We start from the raw sequence: 18,644 nt of genomic DNA, 5'->3' as shown, positions 1-18,644 counted from the left end.
TTGACAAGCGAATATCGGCACGTACCCGTGATGATCGACGAGGTCATCGCCGAGCTCGACCCCCGGCCGGGCGAGACCGTCTGCGACTGCACCCTGGGAGGGGCCGGCCACACGCTCGAGATGGCCAGGCGCATCCAGCCCGATGGGCTCTCGCTCGGCATCGACCAGGACGACATGGCCCTCGACGCCGCCTCCGCACGCTTCGAGCGCGAGCTGCCCACGGCGAGGAGACGCTTCCTCAAGGGCAACTTCGCCTCCCTTGACGACCTCCTGGTCCAGGCGGAGGTACCCGGCGTTGACTGCTTCCTCTTCGACATCGGAGTCTCGTCCCCCCAGCTCGACATCCCAGAAAGGGGCTTCTCCTACCACGAGGACGCCCCACTCGACATGCGCATGGGTCCGGGTGACAACACCCTAACCGCAGCAGAGGTCACCAACAGCTACAACGAAGCAGACCTCGCCCGGATCCTCCGCGTATACGGGGACGAGAGGAACGCCACCCGCATCGCGCGACAGATCGTGCGCACGCGCGAGAAGGCCCCGATCGAGACCACTCTCCAATTGGTCGAGGTCATAAAGGCGGCCATTCCGGCGGCAGGACGCAGGCACGGGGGCCACCCCGCGCGCAAGACCTTCCAGGCCCTGCGCATCGAGGTGAACCACGAGCTCGATGCGTTGGACCAGGGCCTGAGGGCGGCCGTCCGCTGGGCCAACACGGGCGGCAGGATCTGCGTCATCTCCTACCACTCGCTCGAGGACCGCATCGTAAAGCACGTCTTCACGGAACTCTCGCAGGGTTGCGTCTGCCCGCCAGACCTTCCGGTGTGCGCCTGCGGTCACGTGCCGATAGTCGATGTCAGGACGAGACGTCCCCTCGTCGCGTCCGACGCCGAGGTCGCGCGCAACCCCCGGGCGAGAAGCGCGCTCATGCGCGTGGCGGTCAAGCTCGACGTCACCGAGGTGGGTGCGTAGGGCGAAGGGATCGGCTCATCCGGCCGCGAGGCCGTGGGCATAGCGGCACAAACGAAGCACAACGTACCCGAATGCAGCTTAAACGCACTACCAACACACCACCTACGACAGGCCCCGTGCCTGTCGCCTAGAGAGGAAGCACGATGGGCTATTGGGGTTCCGAGGCCTTTGACCTCGACGTCGTCGAGGGGAGGCACCCTCGGCAAGATCGCGGGCGCGCACCCTTCGAGGTCGTCGAAGGCGGCGGGCTCGACGCCCGCGCGCGCGAGGGGGTCTCGCGCGCCTTCGTGCAGCGCCTCAGGGCCTTCGTCGCCGTCGCGTCGCTATTCGTGGCCCTTGGCGCCTGTCGCGTGCTCCTCACATCCGCGACGGTTGGTATCCTCCAGCAGAACGTGGCGCTCGAGGAGGGCATCGACGACGCGCGCGCTCTGAACGGCGACCTCAAGATAGAGCGCTCGGTGCTCTCCAGCTCGACGCGCATCGACCGCATTGCCACCCAGAACTACGGCATGGTCTACCCGACGTCGACCGACAGCGTGACCATCGGGGATGCGGCGCAGGCGTCTGGCCAGCAGTCACGGGCCCAGCAGGACGCCGACGCCGCAGGCGATTCGTCTGATGGTGGGGTCGCGGCGTGGAAGGAGGCCCAGAAGGCTTCTGCAGATGATGCGCAGGGCGTGCAAGAGGCCGGATCCAACGCCGTGACGCTGTAGACTCTTAGGCCGTGAGACACCAAGACGAACATAGCCGCTACCAGCGGGATTACGTGCCGGGCGCTTCGTATGACGAGGCGCCTCGCCGCCGTCTGGGCCCACGACGACGCGGCATGGCACCCGACTTCGACGCTGCGGCCCTCGCCGTGATGGCCCTCATGGGCGTCGTCATGCTGCTCTGCGCCTCCAAGCTCGTGTGGCTCCAGGTCGTTGATGCCAACAGCCTGCGCTCCGCCGCCGCCGCGCGCAGGCAGAACGTCGTGGTGGTCCAGGCGAAGCGCGGAACGATATACGACCGCAACGGCAACGTCCTGGCCATGAGCCAGGACTGCAAGACCATCTACTGCAATCCCCGGGAGGTCAACGACCCCAACGGCGCCGCCGCGATCATGGCGGACGTGCTGGGAGGTGACGCCTCGAGCTACGTGGACTCCCTCACGGGCAACTCGACCTTCTCCTACATCAGACGCCAGGTCAACACCAACGATGCCGCGAGCATCAAAGACCGTCTCAAGGAGCGTGGGGTCAAGGGAGTCTACTACCTCGACGACACCAAGCGCGTCTATCCCTACGGCAACGTGGGGGGGCAGGTCCTGGGCATCGTTGGCACCGACGGCGACGGGCTCTCGGGTCTCGAGCTCTACTACAACGACATTCTCAAGGGGACCAACGGCGAGGTCATCTTCGAGACCGGCAGCGGTGGGACGCCCATCGCCGGTGCGTCGACGACCACGACCGAGGCCCAGAACGGCACCGACATCGTCATCTCGCTCGACATCGGGATCCAGGAGGTCGCCGAGAAGACCATCAGACAGGGCGTGGACGACTACGATGCCGATTCCGGGTCGGTCATGGTGAGCGACCCCGCCACGGGCGAGATCCTCGCCGCGTGCTCGACCCCGCTGTTCGACATCACGGACACCTCCGTCATCGAGGAGGGCGCCCTCAACCTCAAGCCCGTCTCGTCCTCGTTCGAGCCCGGCTCCATCTTCAAGATACTGACCGAGGCCATCGGCCTCGAGTCGGGCTCCGTCCGTGACGACGACGTCTTCTCCGTCCCCGCGTCGGTCGAGGTGGGGGACGACACGGTTCGCGACGATGACTCGCGCGACTACACCATGGACATGGACCTCCGGGAGATCCTGCGACGCTCGTCGAACGTCGGCATCGCCACCGTCGCCCAGACGCGCATCGGCGCGGACGCCTTCGCCCAGGGCGTCAGCGGCTTCCAGATAGGCCAGAAGACGGGCATCGACTACCCGGGCGAGGTGGACGGGCTGGTGAAGTCCCGCGTCGAGTACGACGGCGCGTCACTGGGGTCGATGTCCTTCGGCCAGTCGCTCGCCATACCCCTCGTCCAGATGGTGCAGGCCATCGGCTCCATCGCAAACGACGGCTCCCTCATCACCCCCCACTTCCTCGTGAGCAAGGGGGGGCAGCGCGTCGACTGGCCCTCGAAGGGCGCGTCCGTCTCGAAGGAGACCTGCGACAGGGTGACCGACTACATGAGGACGGTCGTCGAGGAGGGAACGGCAAGGCGGGCCCAGGTCGCCGGCTATGACATTGCGGGCAAGACCGGCACGGGCGAGCAGGCCGGGGAGAGCGGCTCTTACGTGGCCTACAGCTACGTCAGCTCCCTGATCGGCTTCGCCCCGGCGGACGACCCCGAGGTCCTTGTCTATGTGGGACTCAACGGAACGCCCTATCTGGCCACCTCCTCGGCCGCGCCCCTCTTCTCGACTATCATGGGTGAGGCGCTGTCCGACATGGGCGTGCAGCCCAGCTCGTGACGCATCCCAACCACTTGGAGGAACACATGCTGAGCATGTCAGTTCGAGACATTCTTGAGGCGACGGGGGCGTCGCGTGTCGCCGGGCCTTGCGACGGCGTCGTCCGCTCGGTGACGCTCGACTCGCGCCAGGCGGCGGAAGGCGTCGCCTTCGTCGCGTTTGCGGGGGAGCGCGTCGACGGCAACGCCTTCGCGTCCGAGGCGCTCGCGCGCGCGGCGACCGTCGTGCTGACCGGTCCCGCCCCAAAGGGCTGCGCCGAGGCGGCCGAGCGCCACGGCTGTGCCCTGCTGCGCGCCGAGGGGGATGACGGCGAGGAGTTCCTCCTGCGCCTTGCGGGGGCGTGGCGACGCCTCAACCCCCAGTGGACCGTCGTCGGCGTGACGGGCTCCGTGGGCAAGACCACGACCAAGGACATGCTCGCCGCGGGGCTTCGCGCGCGCTTCCGGGTGCACGCCACCGCCGGCAACTTCAACAACCTCATCGGGCTGCCCCTCACACTCCTCTCGGCCGACCCCTCCGATGAGGTCGTCGTCGCGGAGATGGGCATGAACCACGCCGGCGAGCTCTCGCGCCTCGCTGCCTGCGCCCGTCCGACCGTCGCCCTCATCACCAACGTCGGCACCAGCCACATCGGCCTTCTGGGCTCGCGCGAGAGCATCGCCCGCGCCAAGGCGGAGATCGTGGGGGGCATGCGGCCGAGCTCCTCGGCCCAGGGCGCCGTACGCCCCTGTCTCGCCCTCACGAGCGACAACGACTTCGCCGCGCTGATAGAGGACGAGTACGCTGCGCCTGCGGGCGTCGAGGTGCTCCATGTCGGCGGCCGCCCGTGCGACGACGTCCGCGCCGGGGGCATCGCCCTCGACGACGGGGGGCTTCCCCGCTTCGAGCTCTCCTTTGCCGACGGCTGGAGCGAGCCCTGCACCCTGGGTATGCCCGGACGCCACGTCGTGAGCGACGTCCTTCTCGCCATGGCGATCTGCGACCGCCTGGGCGTCGACCGCCACGACGCGCTCGACCGCATAGCCCGCATGCCCCAGACGCACATGCGCCTCGAGGTCGTCACGGCCCCCGGAAGGCCTCGCATGATAGACGACTCGTACAACGCCTCCCCCAGCTCCGTGGCAGCCGCCCTCGACGTCCTTTGCTCCATGGCCTGCACGGGACGGCGCGTGGCCGTCCTGGGTGAGGTAGGCGAGCTGGGCGACGAGGCGCCGCGCCTCCACGGCTACATTGGCGCCTATGCGGCGGCCAAGCCGCTCGACCTGCTCGTCCTTGTGGGAACCCATGATGCGGCGGCCATGGCCGAGGCGGCCCTCACGATGGGATTCTCCGAGGATCGGATGGAGCGCGTGGATGACGTCCAGGCCGCCCTCGACCTCATCGCGCCCGTGCTGGGCGAGGATGACCTCGTCCTTGCCAAGGCGTCCCGCGCCTCAGGCCTCGACCGTTTCGTGAAGGGAGTCCTCGCGTAATGCTTGGCAATCCAAACTACCCTACTTATCAGGTGTTCCTTGCCATAGGCATCTCCGCCGTCATCACGGCCGCCCTCATGCCGCTCTTCATCAGGCTCATGCGCCACGAGGGCCTCGGCCAGCAGATCAGGGCGGACGGCCCCCAGCGTCACCTCGTCAAGCAGGGCACGCCCACCATGGGCGGCCTCGTCATGCTCGCCGGCGTGCTCGTCACCTGCCTGCTGCAGGTAACCTGGACCGCCAAGCTCGTCCTTGCGGTCCTCGCCATGCTCGCGACCGGGTCGCTCGGCCTGTTGGACGACATCGAGTCCGTGGCGCACAGGCGCTCGCTCGGGCTCACGCCCTCCCAGAAGATGGTCGGCCTCATCCTCATCTCCGTCTCGTTCTGCCTTGTCGCCACCAACGCCTGCGGCATAGAGCCCGTGATCTCGTTCCCGGGCGGCTTCACCCTCGACCTCGGCGTTCTCAGTTCGACCTTCAACATCGACGGTACCGTGGTCCAGGTGCCCTGGCTCTACGTCGCCTTCGTCTTCCTGCTGATGGCCGGCCTCTCCAACGCCGTCAACCTGACCGACGGCCTCGACGGCCTGTCGAGCGGCTGCTCGCTCGTCGTGATGCTGGCCATGGCCATGGTCGCCTTCAGCTACGACGAGATCGACCTCGCCGTGTTCGCGGCGGCCATCGCCGGAGCCTGCCTGGGCTTCCTCTGGCACAACTGCTACCCCGCATCCATCTTCATGGGCGACACGGGCTCGCTCGCCCTGGGCGCCGCCTTCGCCGCGCTCGCGGTCCTCACCAAGACCGAGGTCACCTCGCTCATCATGGGCGGCCTCTTCATCTGCGAGGCCCTCTCGGTCATCATCCAGGTCGTGAGCTTCAAGGCCACCGGCAAGCGCGTATTCCTCATGGCGCCGATCCACCATCACTTCGAGAAGAGGGGCTGGAGCGAGACCAAGGTCGTCATTCGCTTCTGGATCGTCTCGGCCGCCTTCGCAGCCCTGGGATTCGCCCTGTACTTCCAGCTGGGCTAGGAGGTTCCATGAGCTCCGCCACATCCCTTGGCGCCCGCCTGGGCGACGTCTGCGTCCTGGGTCTGGGGAAGACCGGATTCGCCGTCGCGTCCTACCTCGCGGGCCTCATGCCCCAGCGCGTGAGCTCGCTCACGCTCTATGGCGGCGCCTCCTCGGGCGAGGGAGAGCCCGCCCGCTCGCTGGCCGAAAGGGGCGTTCGCGTCGTGCTTGGCAGCGAGGACGTGCGGGGGCGCTTCGACCTGGCCGTGGCCTCCCCAGGCATCCCCGAGCGCTCGGCGTTCTTCTCGGCCGCCCGCGCCTGCTCCACCGAGGTCATCGGGGAGCCCGAGTTCGCATGGCGCGAGAGCCCCGATCGCTGGGTCGCCATCACGGGCACCAACGGCAAGACCACCACCACCTCCCTCGTCACCGCGATGCTGCGCTCGGCGGGCACAGATGCCGTCTCCGTCGGCAACATCGGGAGGCTCTGCACCGACGAGCTGGTCCGGCGCCGCGATGGCGCGTGGTTCGTGGCCGAGCTCTCCAGCTTCCAGCTCGCCACCTCACGCCTCTTGCACCCGCGCTGCGCCGCCCTCCTCAACGTCACGCCTGACCACCTCGAGTGGCATGGCAGCCTCGAGGGCTACGCGGCGGCGAAGGAACGCATCTTCCAGAACCTCTCGGGCGACGATCTCGCCGTCGTCTCGCAGGAGGATGGCTACTGTCGTGACGCCATCGGTCGCCTGGAGGCCCGTGGCGTGCGCACGCTCCATGTGGGCGTCCGTGAGGAGCCCGTCTCAGGTGAGGCCGCCTTCGTCCGAGACGGCTGGCTCACCGTGCGCCTCGATGGCGGCGAGCGTCGCGTCGCGCCCATGGCCAACCTCCCCCTCAGGGGGGAGCACAACGCGCAGAACATGCTGGCAGCCTCGTCGATGGCCCTCTTCCTCGGCGCTTCGGTCGAGGCGGTTCGTCGCGCCCTTGAGGGCTTTCATCCCATCGAGCACCGCATCGAGCCGGTCGGCGAGTTTGCCGGCGTCCGCTTCGTGAACGACTCCAAGGCGACCAACACCGATTCCGTCGAGAAGGCGCTCACCGCCTTCGACCGCGGCCGCATCGTCGTGCTCCTGGGCGGCCACGACAAAGGGACGGACCTCGGCTCCCTGGCTCGCGCCGTCAACGAGCGCTGCAAGGCCGCCGTGTGCTTCGGCGCTGCGGGCGAGAGGATCGCACGCGCCGTGCGCGAGGCAGGCGGTCCCACGCAGGTCATCCGTGCCCCACACCTGAGGGAGGCCTTCCTCGCGGCCGTGGGCGCGGCAAGGCCGGGTGACGTCGTGCTGCTGTCGCCCGCCTGCTCGTCCTTCGACGAGTTCCACGACATGGGAGAGCGTGGCCGCCTGTTCAAGGGCCTCGTGGCCGACCTCTCTGCGAACGGCGGGGTGAGGTAGCCCATGGAGGGGACCAACGCGACACGGGCCGCTCGCAGCGAGCGGCGTAGCCGGCATCGGGAGAGCCTCATCCTGGGCGTCCCGGCGCGCTTCATGCGCCCTCGGCTCGTGTTCCTTGCCTCGGTCTTCGTGTTGCTCGCCTTCGGCTCGCTCATGATCTTCTCCGCCTCGTCCATCACATCGCTCATCTCGGATGACATGGGCAACAACCCCACCTACTACGTCACGCGCCAGCTGGTCTTCGCCGCCTTCGGCGTCGTGTTCGCCGCCATCCTGGGGCGCACGGACTACCACGTTCTGACGACGCGGGTCCTCACGGGCATCGTCGCCGTGACTTACGTCCTTCTCATCCTGGTGTTTCTTCCCATAGCCGGCGCGGATGCCTATGGCGCCACCCGCTGGATCGCCATGGGACCCTTCTCCCTGCAGCCGTCCGAGTTCGCCAAGATCACGGTCGTGCTCGTTGGCGCCACACTGCTGTCGCGCTACGATGAGGGGGCCAGCCTTCGCGAGATAGTGCCCCTGTTCGTGGGCGCTGTCCTCGTCCCGTTCGTCCTCGTCCTGCTGCAGCCCGACAAGGGCACGGTCATGATCTGCGGCGTCACGCTCGTGGCCATGGCATACTTCGCGGGGGTGCCAGCCAAGTGGTGCGTCGCCGTCCTGGCCGCCGCCGTGGCGGTGATGGTGGCCCTGTCGTTCAAGGACGCCTACTCCCGCTCGCGCATCACCACCATGCTCGATCCCTGGGAGGACGAGTATGGCACCGGCTACCAGCTCATCCAGGGCTTCTACGCCTTTGGCTCGGGCGGGATCTTCGGCGTTGGAATCGGCATGGGCCGCCAGAAGTACTCGTACCTGCCCATGGCCTACAACGACTTCATCCTCGCCGTCATCGGCGAGGAGTGTGGGCTCGTGGGTACCGTCGGCGTGCTCGTCGCGTTCGCCGTCATGCTCTACGCGGGCTTCCAGATCGCGCGCTTCGCCCCCGACCTCTGCGGCAGGCTGATCGCCTGCGGGTCGGTGTCCCTGCTCGTCATCCAGATGCTCCTTAACGTGAGCGGCGTCATCGGCAACTTCCCGCTCTCGGGCAAGCCGATCCCGTTCCTCTCCTACGGCGGCTCCTCGATCATCTCGAGCCTCATGCTGGTGGGCCTGGTATACTCCGTCTCCCGACAGTCGCGTCTCCCCCTGACCGAGCACGACGAGCGCCGCAGGGACTTTGCCGTGTCCGCGCGTCCCGGAAGCCTGGCCGAGGGCGTCGTGGGCGATGCCACGCCTCGCTCGGCGCGCGCGTCCGACCCCTTCGCCCCCGAGGACGGCTCCGTCACGTCCCGGCAGGGGAGGAGGGCGTTCACCGTCCTTGGCGGTGGCAGGGGCGCCCCCCGCTCCGACAGTCCCGAGGGCAGGCGGGCGGAGCGGGACTTCGCCGAGCGTCACGCGGGGGCGCGCGTGACGACCGACGCGCGGGGGCGCAAGAGGATAGACCTGGGGCCCTCCGCATCGGAGCGGCTCAGGACCAACAGGGACAGGCCCGAGGTCAGAGGTGTCGACCGCAACGGGCGCACGCGAAGGGGTGACAGACGTGGCAGATAGGAAGCTGAAGGTCGCCATAGCGGCGGGAGGCACGGCGGGACACATCAACCCGGCGCTCGCGCTCGCAGAGGAGCTGGAGGAACGTGGGCACGAGGTCCGCTTCTTCGGGCAGCCGACGCGTCTCGAGGCCAAGCTCGTGCCGCAGGCGGGCTTTCGCTTCGACCCCATCGACGTGACGGGCTTCGACCGCTCGCGACCCTGGACGCTCGCCTCGGCGCTGTGGCGCATGCGCCGGGCCCAGAGGGCGCTGGGGGCGCGCTTTGCCGACGAGGGCGCCCCTGACGTCGCCGTCGGCTTTGGCGCCTACATAGAGCTGCCGCTCATCAACTGGTGCGCCCGGCAGAACATCCCGACGGTCATCCATGAGCAGAACTCCGTGCCGGGTCTCGCCAACAGGGCCTCCGCGGACAAGGCGAGGACCGTCTGCGTCTCCCTCCCCGTCGCGATAGATGCATTTCGCGGCCGCGTGGGGGCAAGCACGCAGATCGTCGTCACGGGCAATCCCGTGCGCAGGTGCGTCACGGGCGCCACGAGGCGGGAGGGGCGCCAGGCGCTTGGCATCCCCGACGACGCCACGCTGCTCTTGGTCTTCGGCGGCAGCCTGGGGGCCCGTCACCTCAACGAGTGCGTCACCCGCCTCAAGGATGACCTCCTCTCCCGCAGGAACCTCCACATCGTCCACTCCACCGGCGCGAAGGACTACGACTCCGTCGCCGCCGGGCTGGCCCTCACCGACGAGCAGCGCTCCCGCTGGTCGCTGCGCCCCTACATCGATGACATGGGCTCGGCGCTCGCTGCCGCAGACCTGGTGCTCTCGCGCGCCGGGGCCTCCTCCATCGCCGAGATCGCCGCCCTTGCCGTGCCCAGCGTGCTGGTTCCGTACCCCTTCGCGACCGCCGACCACCAGACGACCAATGCACGCTACCTCGTCGACGCCGGCGCGGCGCTGCTGTTTGCCGATGACGACATAGATGGGGACGCCTTCGCCGCAGAGCTGCTGGGCCTCATCGACGACGGTGACCGCCGGAGTGCCATGCGCTCGGCGGCACGCGGCCTCGCCCAGGACAAGGCCGCCAGCGCGCTCGCAGACCAAGTGGAGAGTGCCGCATCCATCGGCGCGTAGGGCATCCGTTCGGGTAGAGTGGTGGGGTGCCCGCAGTCGCATGCGGGTGCCCTGCCCTGCACGGGAAGAGAGAGGTTCCTATGTCTGACTCCAACGCGCAGCCCATCTCGGCCGCGCACTTCATCGGCATCGGTGGCGCCGGCATGAGCGGCATCGCCCTCGTCCTCCACGAGCGTGGCTGCAAGGTGACCGGCTCGGACCTCAAGTCCTCGCGCTACGTGCGCGACCTGGAGTCCGCGGGCATCGAGGTCCACGTCGGCCACCTGTCGTCCACCATCGACGCGACGTCCCCCGACGTCGTCGTCATCTCCTCGGCCATCCCCGAGACCAATCCCGAGGTCATTCGTGCCCGCGAGTTGGGCATCCCCGTCTGGCCCCGTGCCAAGATGCTCTCGTATCTCTCAAGTGACGCCACGACCATCGCCGTCGCCGGGACCCATGGCAAGACGACCACGTCCTCGATGGTTGCGACGATGATCGACCACCTGGGCATGGACCCGTCGTTTCTCATCGGCGGCATCGTGGAGGAGTATGGCACCAACGGCCGCAACGGCCGGGGCGGCTACTTCGTCTGCGAGGCGGACGAGTCGGACGGCTCCTTCCTCTACCTCAACCCCGACGTCGTCGTGGTGACCAACATCGAGGAGGACCACCTCGACCACTATGGGACCCTCAAGAACATCGAGAGGACCTTCTGCCAGTTCATGGACCTCGTCGGTGACGCGGGCACCATCGTCATCAACGGTGACGTGCCGCACTACGTGGAGCTCGCGCGCTCCACGGGACGTCGCGTGGTCTCGTACGGCTTCGACGGGGCCTGCGACTACGTCTGCATTCCCGAGGATTCCCACCACAGGCTTGCCAGCAGCTTCTCGGTGGAGACCCCTTCGGGAGACAGCGTGAGGGTGGTCATCAAGTCCAACCCGGGTCGTCACAACATGGCCAACGCGACCGCCGCCATCGCAGTGGCGGACGCGTTGGGCTGCGACCTCCCCCGCGCCGCTGACGCCCTGAGCGCCTTCCAGGGAGCCCACCGCCGCTTCACCCACGTGGGAGACGTCGATGGCGTCACGGTCGTGGACGACTACGGCCATCATCCCACCGAGATAAGGGCCACGCTCGCCGCAGCGCGCGACCTCGACTTCAAGCGCATCGTGTGCGTGTTTCAGCCGCATCGCTACAGCCGCACGCAGTCGCTCCAGGACCAGTTCGCCCATGCCTTCGACAACGCGGACGTCCTGGTCGTGACCGAGATCTTCCCTGCAGGCGAGACGCCCATCCCCGGTGTGACGGGCAAGACCGTCTCGGGCGGGGTCGCCCAGGCCGGCGGCGTCGACGACGTGAGCTTCATCGCCAATCGCAAGGACCTCGTGCGGCACCTCTGTGACGTCTGCCGTCCCGGTGACCTGCTCATCACGCAGGGCGCCGGTGACGTGACCGCCATAGGCCCCGCCTTCATCGAGGCGAGGGAGGCCCTGGACGAGAAGGGCGCAGAGGACTGACTTGAGCGTCTTCAACGCATACATGGCGCTTTCCGGCGCCGTCGACGCCGACCTCCTGCGCGACGAGCGCCTCTCGCACCGGACCACCTACCGCATCGGTGGCCCGGCGGCGCTCTTCGCGACGGTCAACAGCTACTCGTCCCTGGTGCGCACCCTCTCCGTCCTCAGGCGCGAGGGGGTCGAGTGGGTCATCCTGGGTCGCGGTTCCAACGTGCTCGTCTCGGACGAGGGCTACGACGGCTGCGTCATCAAGCTCGGTCGCGAGTTCTCCCGCATCACCTTCTCCGAGGACGGCTGCGTCACGGCTGGTGCGGGGGCCAACCTCTCCAAGCTCGTGAGCGAGACGCTCTCCCATGGGCTCTCAGGCCTCGAGTTCTGCGTCGGTATACCCGGCAGCGTAGGCGGCGCCGTCTCGATGGACGCCGGCACCCGGCACGAGTGGGTCGGCCCGCGCGTCCAGAGCCTCGTCGCGCTGCGTCCCGGAGGGGGCATGTGCCGCTATGCCGGCCCCGACATCGAGTGGGGCTATAGATGGTCCTCCATCCCGGCAGACGAGATCATCCTCGAGGTGACCCTCGCCCTGACGCCCGCAGCCAAGGCGGGGATCGCCGAGGAGATGGAGCGCCGTCTCGCACGGCGCCGCGCGACCCAGCCCATGGGCAGGCCCTCCTGCGGCTCCGTGTTCAGGGACCCTGGCGATGCGTCGGCGGGTCGCCTCATCGAGTCGTGTGGGCTGAAGGGCTACGCGGTCGGTGGCGCGCAGGTCTCCGACCAGCACGCCAACTTCATCGTGAACATGGGCGGCGCCAAGGCCTCGGATGTGCTGGCGGTCATGGGCCACGTGCACGACGTAGTCGCCCAGAACCATGGCGTGGACCTCCGTCCCGAGGTCAAGTGCCTGGGGTTCAGAGGGTAGCGGTGGCGTGATGGCGGACAGAAAGCCAGGCCGTCGCGGCACGAGGCGCACATCGGCGCGGACCCCTGGGGCCGCCCCCGTGCGCAGCCGGGAGAGGAGGCCATCGAGCGCCATGCGCGCGACGAGCGCCGCCCGTGCGGGGACGGCGCCCCGTTCGGTGTCGCAGGGACGTGCCCCCGCCTCGCGGAGAGGCACGGTCGTCGCGCCGACCGCATCCGCCGCCCCCCGTCGCTCGGGTGTCGAGCACGCCGGCTCAGGCGCGACCATTCGCAGGGCCATCGTGGCCGGCATAGTGGTCGCGGCCCTCCTCATCGTGGGACTCGTCGGCTTTCTCGTCCTTTCCTATACTCCGCTGTTTACCATATCGAGCATCGATGCCGAGGCGACGGAGCACATCAGCTCGGACAACATCGCCAAGCTCGCCAACGTCCAGTCTGGGACGACGCTGTTGAGCCTTGACGAGGAGCAGGTCACCAAGAACCTCCAGAAGAACCCCTGGGTGGACTCCGTCTCCTTCGAGCGCGAGTTTCCCGACAGGCTCAGGATCAGCGTTACGGAGCGCACCGTCGACAGCATCGTCGTGATGAGCGCGGGCAATGTCGCCTGGTGTCTGGGTGACGGCAACGTCTGGATCGAGCCGCTCTCCCTGTCTCCCGGCGAAAACGAGTCCTTCTCCGAGGCGGCGCTTCGAAAGGCGCAGGAGATGGGCGCGCTCCTGATCACCGACGTTCCCTCGACCGTCAGCCCGGTCGCAGGCTCCGTGGCCACCGACGAGACGCTCAAGGCGGTGGAGGCCTACCGCGAGCAGTTCGGGCCCGGACTCTCGTCGCAGATTGTGAGCTACAACGCCAGCACGCTCGACAGCATCTCGTGCACCCTGAGCTCCGGCGTGGAGGTCTCCCTGGGCGCGGCAACGAGCATCGAGGCGAAGGAGAGCGTCATCACGGAGATACTCGCAAAGTATTCCGGAAAGGTGACCTACATCAACGTGCGCGTTCCCTCCAAGCCGTCCTACCGCATGGTGAACTCCGACAACGTGCAGCAGGGGAGTGGCACGGCGGGGACCGAGTACAGCTGATCGTCCAATACCCTCAAGCCTGAGCCTTGACTTGAGGCTTTGCGATGTGTGCGGCAAGTGTCCCCACCTCGTCATTTCATGGATTGTACAAATGTGTTGACTTAGTTCCGCCGAGTGTGCAAACATAGCGCGCTTTAAGTAAGGCATAGGGTTCTACCTGAGGTTTAGGGTTTATGACCTACTGCTGGCAAGTTCCAGGGGCAGCGAAGACGCGGGACAGGCACATGAGCGAGAAGAAGAGCCAAGGCACCAACGTAGGGAACGGTTACGTGCGTCACGCCGGCAGCGGCGGCGCAACGACACCCGTCGGCAGGACGGCTGACGTCAAGCAGCCCGTCGCCAAGCGAGGAGGAACCATGATCGATGCAGACATCCCCAGCAACTACATGGCCGTCATCAAGGTCGTAGGCGTGGGAGGCGGCGGCAACAACGCCGTCGATCGCATGATCGAGGAGGGCATCCGCGGCGTTGAGTTCGTGGCAGTCAACACCGATGCCCAGGCGCTCGCCATCTCTGACGCGGACATCAAGGTCCATATCGGGGGGGACATCACCAGGGGCCTGGGCGCAGGTGCCAACCCCGAGGTCGGTGCGGAGGCGGCCGAGGACTCCCACGACGAGCTCAAGCAGGCGCTCGCAGGTGCGGACATGGTCTTCATCACGGCTGGCGAGGGTGGCGGCACCGGCACCGGCGCCGCACCCGTGGTCGCGGACATCGCCAAGAACGACGTGGGCGCCCTGACCGTCGGCGTCGTCACCAAGCCCTTCTCCTTCGAGGGCCGCCCGCGCTCCCAGAAGGCCCTCGACGGCATCCAGACCCTCTCCGAGAACGTCGATGCGCTCATCGTCATCCCCAACGATCGCCTGCTTGACCTCTCCGAGAAGAAGACCTCCCTGCTCGAGGCCTTCCGCATGGCCGATGACGTCCTGTGCCAGGGTACCCAGGGCATCACGGACCTCATCACCGTCCCGGGCCTGATCAACCTCGACTTCGCCGACGTCTGCACCATCATGCGTGGTGCCGGCACCGCCATGATGGGCGTGGGCATCGCCTCAGGCGACAACCGCGCCTCCGATGCTGCCGAGGAGGCCATCTCCAGCCGCCTGCTCGAGGATTCCATCGACGGCGCCACCCGCGTCCTGCTCTCCATCGCCGGCAACAAGGACCTCGGCATCCAGGAGATCAACGACGCGGCCGACCTCGTCGCCCAGAACGTCGACCCCGACGCCAACATCATCTTCGGCACCGTGGTCGACGAGTCCCTCGGGGACCAGGTCCGCGTCACCGTCATCGCCACCGGCTTCAAGGACTCCAACGTCCAGCAGTCCCTGCCGTCGCTCAGCCTGGGCAACGGACGCGGCGGCCGTGCACAGGGCGGCCCCGCCAGGACCCCCACGCCCGCACCGGCCCCCAGCCGTCCGTCGCCCTCCAGCAACGACAAGGAATTCGACATCCCCGAGTTCCTGAAGCACAGCAGCATCTAGCGCCCGGGCGCCTGCGATGTCCGGTCCGAGCCTCACGAGACGCGCGCGACGTGGCGTGACCTTCCTGGGTGACGCCACGTGCCCCCACGGGGTCTCGCTTGCGTTCACGGAGCGCCATGGTGGGGTCTCGACGGGCGACTTCTCCTCACTCAACCTCGGTGACGCCTGCGGTGACGACCCCGCCGCCGTTGCCGAGAACCGCCTCCGGGCACTCGCCGCGCTCGGCGCCGAGGGGCTCTCCGGTCGGCTGGTCAATCCCCGGCAGGTCCATGGGGACCATGTCGTGGTCGTCACCTCGTCGGAGGCCGCGGAGCTCGCCTCGGTCCGAAACGAGGCGGGCGAGGGCGCGGACGCCGTGGTCTGCACGGCGGCGGGCGTCCCCGTCCTGCTCTGCTACGCGGACTGCGTGCCCGTGGTGCTCGTGGCCGAGGGAGGCTTCGCCGTGATCCACTCCGGCTGGCGCGGGACCATCGCGCGCATCTCGGCCAAGGCGCTTGCCACCCTGGCGACCGAGACGGGGCATGCGCCCCAGGAGGTCAGGGCCTACGTCGGTCCGCACATCGCCGGAGAGGACTACGAGGTCTCCGCCGGGCTCATGGGGCGCTTCGTCGACGAGTTCGGCCCGGCTGCACAAGCGGGGGAGCGCCTGCTCGACCTCGAGGCCTGCATAGTGCAGACCCTGGTCGAAGAGGGCGTCCCGGCGGACATGATCGCGGGGACGCACGCGTCGACGTCGCGCGAGACGGGTCGGTTCTTCTCGTACAGGGCCACAGGCGGCAGCTGTGGCAGGCACGGCGCGCTGGTTGTGATGTCGGACAGATGACATGCGCACGATGACGGGAGAGGACAAGAGGCGTCAGTTACCATGAACGAAGAAGAGCGCGGCACATACCTCGACTTCCTGAGGGGGAGGAGGGCGGAGATCCTGGAGCGCCTGGCTGCCGCCTGCGTCCGCTCGGGTCGTCGCGCAGATGACGTGCTGCTGCTGGGAGTCTCGAAGACCGTCGGCATCGATGAGGTCGCCCTCGCATGGGAGGCGGGCTACCGCGCGTTCGGGGAGAACCGCCCCCAGGAGCTCAAGCGCAAGCTCTCCGCCTGCGCCACGTCGCCCAAGCTCGCCGACGTGCGCTTCGACATGATAGGCAACCTGCAGACCAACAAGGTCAACATGGTCATCGGCAACGTCTCGCTCATCCATTCCGTCTCCTCGACGCATCTCGCGGAGGCGATCTCGAAGCGCTCCGTCGCCCGAGGCATCCGCTCCCGCGTGCTTCTCGAGGTGAACGTCTCTGGCGAGGAGTCCAAGTCAGGATTCACGCCCGACGGGGCCACGACTGCCCTCGACGCGCTCCTCTCCCTGCCGGGCATCGACGTGCGGGGCCTCATGACCATGGCACCCCGCGACGACCCCGATGCGGCGCGGCGGACCTTCTCGGGCCTGCGCGAGCTGCGCGACGCCCTGCGTGGCTCCCACGGCCTGCCGCTCGACGTGCTCTCCTGCGGGATGAGCGATGACTTCGAGTCGGCGGTGGAGGAGGGTTCGACGTTGGTCAGGCTCGGGAGAACCGTTTTCGATCCCAGTTACGCAATGGGCTAGCCGCACCACCACAGAATGCGATCGACGGATCCGGGCGTGGCGCCCGGCCAGGAAGGCGGAAACCAAGATGAGCTTCCTCGACAACCTCAGGGACAAGTTCCGTGCGCCCGACGACGACTATTATGACGACTACGAGGACGACTACTACGAGGACGAGCCCGACCAACCCCAGCAGCAGTCGCGCCGCGAGGAGACCAGCGGGCTTCTGGGCAACACGCGTCGACCCGAGGCCGAGAGCGTCTCTGTCTACACCCGCTCCGGTCGCCCTGTGGGGCCTGGGGCCCAGGGCGCGGGGCATGCGCCCCAGGGCCGCCAGCGCGAGGGCGCGCCCGGCTATGCGCCACGTCCCGAATATGCGCCGCGCCCGGAGTACGCGCCGCGCACGACGCTCGCCCCGGGCGTCCAGAGGGGCTATGACGACTATGCCGACGACACCACCCAGATGCCCTCGGGCGCCGTACCCTATGCAGGCGGCAGGGGCTCGTCGGTCCTGGGCAACACCACCGACGGCCGTACGTCGGCAGACATGGGTCTCAAGCCCACCCCGCGCGTCAGCTCCGGGCAGCTCCCCCCGTACGTGCTGAAGCCCGTCTCCTACGACGACGTCCAGATGGTCGTGCGTCGCGTTCGCACCAACCAGCCCGTCGTCCTGGCATTCAGGAACACCAACATCGAGACGGCCAAGCGCATCCTTGACTTCTGCTTCGGCCTTGCCTGCGGCATCGGCGGTCAGGTGGACGAGCTTGGCGACCGCGTCTTCGTCGTCATGCCGGCCGGCCTGCAGCTTTCCCAGGCCGACCTCGACAAGCTCGTCTCAGACGGCACCCTGCAGAGGTAGCGGCCATGGACGAGAGGATCGATGCCACCATTGCCGTCATAGGCGCGGGCTCCATGGGGTCCGCCATCGCTGCGGGCCTGGTCCGCTCCGGCGCGTCTGATCCCGCGCGGGTGATGGCGGCGAACCCCGGGGCACCAGCGCTCGAGCCGCTCGCGAGGTTGGGCATCCGTACCTTCAGGGACAGCGCACTGATGCTGAGGGAGGGGCCTGACGCGGTGGTCCTCGCCGTCAAGCCCCAGGTCCTTCCTGATGTCATGGGTTCCCTTGCGGACCTTCTCTTAGGGTGCTGCGTCATCTCGATCGCAGCGGGCGTCACCATCCGGGCCCTCGAGGCCTCGCTTCCCGGGGTGCGGGTCGTGAGGGCCATGCCCAACCTGCCCGTCCAGGTCCTGTCGGGTGCCACGGCCCTGTGTGCGGGGACGCGCTCCACGCAGGCGGACCTCACGCTTGCGACGTCGGTCTTCGAGGCGCTCGGCACCGCCCGCGTCATGAGCGAGGACCAGCTCGACGCGGAGGGCGCAATCGTGGGCTGCGGCCCCGCCTACGTCGCCCTCATGGTCGATGCGCTCACGCGCTGCGGCGTCGAGCATGGCCTCAAGGCGGCGGACTGCCGCGCGATGGTGCTTGCGACCATGGGTGGGGTGGCGCGCCAGCTCCTCGAGTCGGGCGATCACCCACGCTCCTACATGGAGCGGGTGACCTCGCCAGGGGGCACCACGGCCGCAGGCCTCAGGGTCATGGAACCGGTCCTCGTGCGTGGTGCGGCGGATGCGGCCGACGCGGCGATCGCGCGCACTCGCGAGCTGGCGGGGGAGTGACGCATGGCAAACCTTTCGTACGTGCTCTATCGGCTCCTCGACTTCTACCAGATTCTGATCATCGTCGAGGTGGCCCTCTCCTGGTTTCGCATTGGCCGGGATGGTGTCGTCGCAGACATCCAGGCGGTGCTTCGGCGCCTGGTCGAGCCCTATCTCGGTATCTTCAGGCGCTTCGTGCCACCTATGGGTGGGTTGGACTTCTCGCCGGTGGTCGCGCTCTTGGCGCTTCAACTGGTCGAGAGGATAATTCTCTAGGCAACGGCTATACTGAGGCAAGCGGAAACCGCGCTGCT

General features: G+C 67.9%; 17 protein-coding genes. All 17 read left to right on the top strand.

Annotated features, from left to right (window positions below):
* Window positions 1-972 (top strand): 16S rRNA (cytosine(1402)-N(4))-methyltransferase RsmH, encoded by a 972-nt coding sequence (rsmH, locus tag OLSU_RS05550; protein WP_013251967.1) that lies wholly within the window; start codon window positions 1-3, stop codon window positions 970-972.
* Window positions 973-1,115: 143 nt separating this feature from the next.
* Window positions 1,116-1,685 (top strand): FtsB/FtsL family cell division protein, encoded by a 570-nt coding sequence (locus tag OLSU_RS05545; protein WP_013251966.1) that lies wholly within the window; start codon window positions 1,116-1,118, stop codon window positions 1,683-1,685.
* A 113-nt stretch (window positions 1,686-1,798) separates the two neighbouring features.
* Window positions 1,799-3,475 carry a peptidoglycan D,D-transpeptidase FtsI family protein gene (locus OLSU_RS05540; RefSeq protein WP_013251965.1) on the top strand — a complete coding sequence of 559 codons (1,677 nt, stop codon included), beginning with the start codon at window positions 1,799-1,801 and terminating at the stop codon, window positions 3,473-3,475.
* Between the two features lie 35 nt (window positions 3,476-3,510).
* Window positions 3,511-4,947 (top strand): UDP-N-acetylmuramoyl-tripeptide--D-alanyl-D-alanine ligase, encoded by a 1,437-nt coding sequence (locus OLSU_RS05535; RefSeq protein ID WP_322785170.1) that lies wholly within the window; start codon window positions 3,511-3,513, stop codon window positions 4,945-4,947.
* Window positions 4,947-5,978 (top strand): phospho-N-acetylmuramoyl-pentapeptide-transferase, encoded by a 1,032-nt coding sequence (mraY, locus tag OLSU_RS05530; protein ID WP_013251963.1) that lies wholly within the window; start codon window positions 4,947-4,949, stop codon window positions 5,976-5,978. Before OLSU_RS05535 ends, mraY begins: the two co-directional genes overlap by 1 nt.
* Window positions 5,979-5,986: 8 nt before the next feature.
* Window positions 5,987-7,402, top strand: coding sequence for a UDP-N-acetylmuramoyl-L-alanine--D-glutamate ligase (gene murD, locus OLSU_RS05525; RefSeq protein WP_013251962.1), 1,416 nt, complete (start codon window positions 5,987-5,989; stop codon window positions 7,400-7,402).
* Window positions 7,403-7,405: 3 nt separating this feature from the next.
* On the top strand, window positions 7,406-8,995 hold the full coding sequence (locus tag OLSU_RS05520) for an FtsW/RodA/SpoVE family cell cycle protein (RefSeq protein WP_013251961.1): 1,590 nt from the start codon (window positions 7,406-7,408) through the stop codon (window positions 8,993-8,995).
* Window positions 8,985-10,118, top strand: coding sequence for an undecaprenyldiphospho-muramoylpentapeptide beta-N-acetylglucosaminyltransferase (murG, locus tag OLSU_RS05515; RefSeq protein ID WP_013251960.1), 1,134 nt, complete (start codon window positions 8,985-8,987; stop codon window positions 10,116-10,118). Before OLSU_RS05520 ends, murG begins: the two co-directional genes overlap by 11 nt.
* A gap of 80 nt (window positions 10,119-10,198) precedes the next feature.
* Complete coding sequence (gene murC, locus OLSU_RS05510) at window positions 10,199-11,620, top strand: UDP-N-acetylmuramate--L-alanine ligase (protein WP_013251959.1); 1,422 nt, start codon at window positions 10,199-10,201, stop codon at window positions 11,618-11,620.
* A gap of 1 nt (window position 11,621) precedes the next feature.
* Window positions 11,622-12,536, top strand: coding sequence for a UDP-N-acetylmuramate dehydrogenase (gene murB / locus OLSU_RS05505; RefSeq protein WP_013251958.1), 915 nt, complete (start codon window positions 11,622-11,624; stop codon window positions 12,534-12,536).
* Between the two features lie 112 nt (window positions 12,537-12,648).
* Window positions 12,649-13,614, top strand: coding sequence for a cell division protein FtsQ/DivIB (locus tag OLSU_RS05500; protein WP_013251957.1), 966 nt, complete (start codon window positions 12,649-12,651; stop codon window positions 13,612-13,614).
* Window positions 13,615-13,970: 356 nt separating this feature from the next.
* The gene (gene ftsZ / locus OLSU_RS05495; protein WP_036574129.1) at window positions 13,971-15,098 is read left to right on the top strand and encodes a cell division protein FtsZ; all 1,128 of its coding nucleotides are present in this window, start codon (window positions 13,971-13,973) and stop codon (window positions 15,096-15,098) included.
* Between the two features lie 16 nt (window positions 15,099-15,114).
* Window positions 15,115-15,921, top strand: a complete 807-nt coding sequence (locus tag OLSU_RS05490; protein ID WP_013251955.1) for a polyphenol oxidase family protein — start codon at window positions 15,115-15,117, stop codon at window positions 15,919-15,921.
* A 42-nt stretch (window positions 15,922-15,963) separates the two neighbouring features.
* Window positions 15,964-16,695 carry a YggS family pyridoxal phosphate-dependent enzyme gene (locus OLSU_RS05485; protein ID WP_013251954.1) on the top strand — a complete coding sequence of 244 codons (732 nt, stop codon included), beginning with the start codon at window positions 15,964-15,966 and terminating at the stop codon, window positions 16,693-16,695.
* 67 nt (window positions 16,696-16,762) lie between these two features.
* On the top strand, window positions 16,763-17,533 hold the full coding sequence (locus OLSU_RS05480) for a cell division protein SepF (RefSeq protein WP_013251953.1): 771 nt from the start codon (window positions 16,763-16,765) through the stop codon (window positions 17,531-17,533).
* A gap of 5 nt (window positions 17,534-17,538) precedes the next feature.
* Window positions 17,539-18,351 (top strand): pyrroline-5-carboxylate reductase, encoded by an 813-nt coding sequence (gene proC / locus OLSU_RS05475; RefSeq protein ID WP_013251952.1) that lies wholly within the window; start codon window positions 17,539-17,541, stop codon window positions 18,349-18,351.
* A gap of 3 nt (window positions 18,352-18,354) precedes the next feature.
* Window positions 18,355-18,606, top strand: coding sequence for a YggT family protein (locus tag OLSU_RS05470; RefSeq protein ID WP_013251951.1), 252 nt, complete (start codon window positions 18,355-18,357; stop codon window positions 18,604-18,606).
* Window positions 18,607-18,644 lie beyond the last annotated feature (38 nt).

The sequence above is a fragment of the Olsenella uli DSM 7084 genome (assembly GCF_000143845.1).
Taxonomy (GTDB): Bacteria; Actinomycetota; Coriobacteriia; order Coriobacteriales; family Atopobiaceae; genus Olsenella; species Olsenella uli.
This window is presented reverse-complemented; position numbering and strand designations above follow the sequence as displayed.

Excerpts from the sequence above, each read along its gene's own strand:
- OLSU_RS05545 (WP_013251966.1), top strand. The coding sequence starts at position 1,116 with ATGGGCTATTGGGGTTCCGAGGCCTTTGACCTCGACGTCGTCGAGGGG.
- OLSU_RS05540 (WP_013251965.1), top strand. The coding sequence starts at position 1,799 with ATGGCACCCGACTTCGACGCTGCGGCCCTCGCCGTGATGGCCCTCATG.
- OLSU_RS05535 (WP_322785170.1), top strand. The coding sequence starts at position 3,511 with ATGTCAGTTCGAGACATTCTTGAGGCGACGGGGGCGTCGCGTGTCGCC.
- mraY (WP_013251963.1), top strand. The coding sequence starts at position 4,947 with ATGCTTGGCAATCCAAACTACCCTACTTATCAGGTGTTCCTTGCCATA.
- murD (WP_013251962.1), top strand. The coding sequence starts at position 5,987 with ATGAGCTCCGCCACATCCCTTGGCGCCCGCCTGGGCGACGTCTGCGTC.
- OLSU_RS05520 (WP_013251961.1), top strand. The coding sequence starts at position 7,406 with ATGGAGGGGACCAACGCGACACGGGCCGCTCGCAGCGAGCGGCGTAGC.
- murC (WP_013251959.1), top strand. The coding sequence starts at position 10,199 with ATGTCTGACTCCAACGCGCAGCCCATCTCGGCCGCGCACTTCATCGGC.
- OLSU_RS05500 (WP_013251957.1), top strand. The coding sequence starts at position 12,649 with ATGCGCGCGACGAGCGCCGCCCGTGCGGGGACGGCGCCCCGTTCGGTG.
- ftsZ (WP_036574129.1), top strand. The coding sequence starts at position 13,971 with ATGATCGATGCAGACATCCCCAGCAACTACATGGCCGTCATCAAGGTC.
- OLSU_RS05490 (WP_013251955.1), top strand. The coding sequence starts at position 15,115 with ATGTCCGGTCCGAGCCTCACGAGACGCGCGCGACGTGGCGTGACCTTC.
- OLSU_RS05485 (WP_013251954.1), top strand. The coding sequence starts at position 15,964 with ATGAACGAAGAAGAGCGCGGCACATACCTCGACTTCCTGAGGGGGAGG.
- OLSU_RS05480 (WP_013251953.1), top strand. The coding sequence starts at position 16,763 with ATGAGCTTCCTCGACAACCTCAGGGACAAGTTCCGTGCGCCCGACGAC.
- proC (WP_013251952.1), top strand. The coding sequence starts at position 17,539 with ATGGACGAGAGGATCGATGCCACCATTGCCGTCATAGGCGCGGGCTCC.
- OLSU_RS05470 (WP_013251951.1), top strand. The coding sequence starts at position 18,355 with ATGGCAAACCTTTCGTACGTGCTCTATCGGCTCCTCGACTTCTACCAG.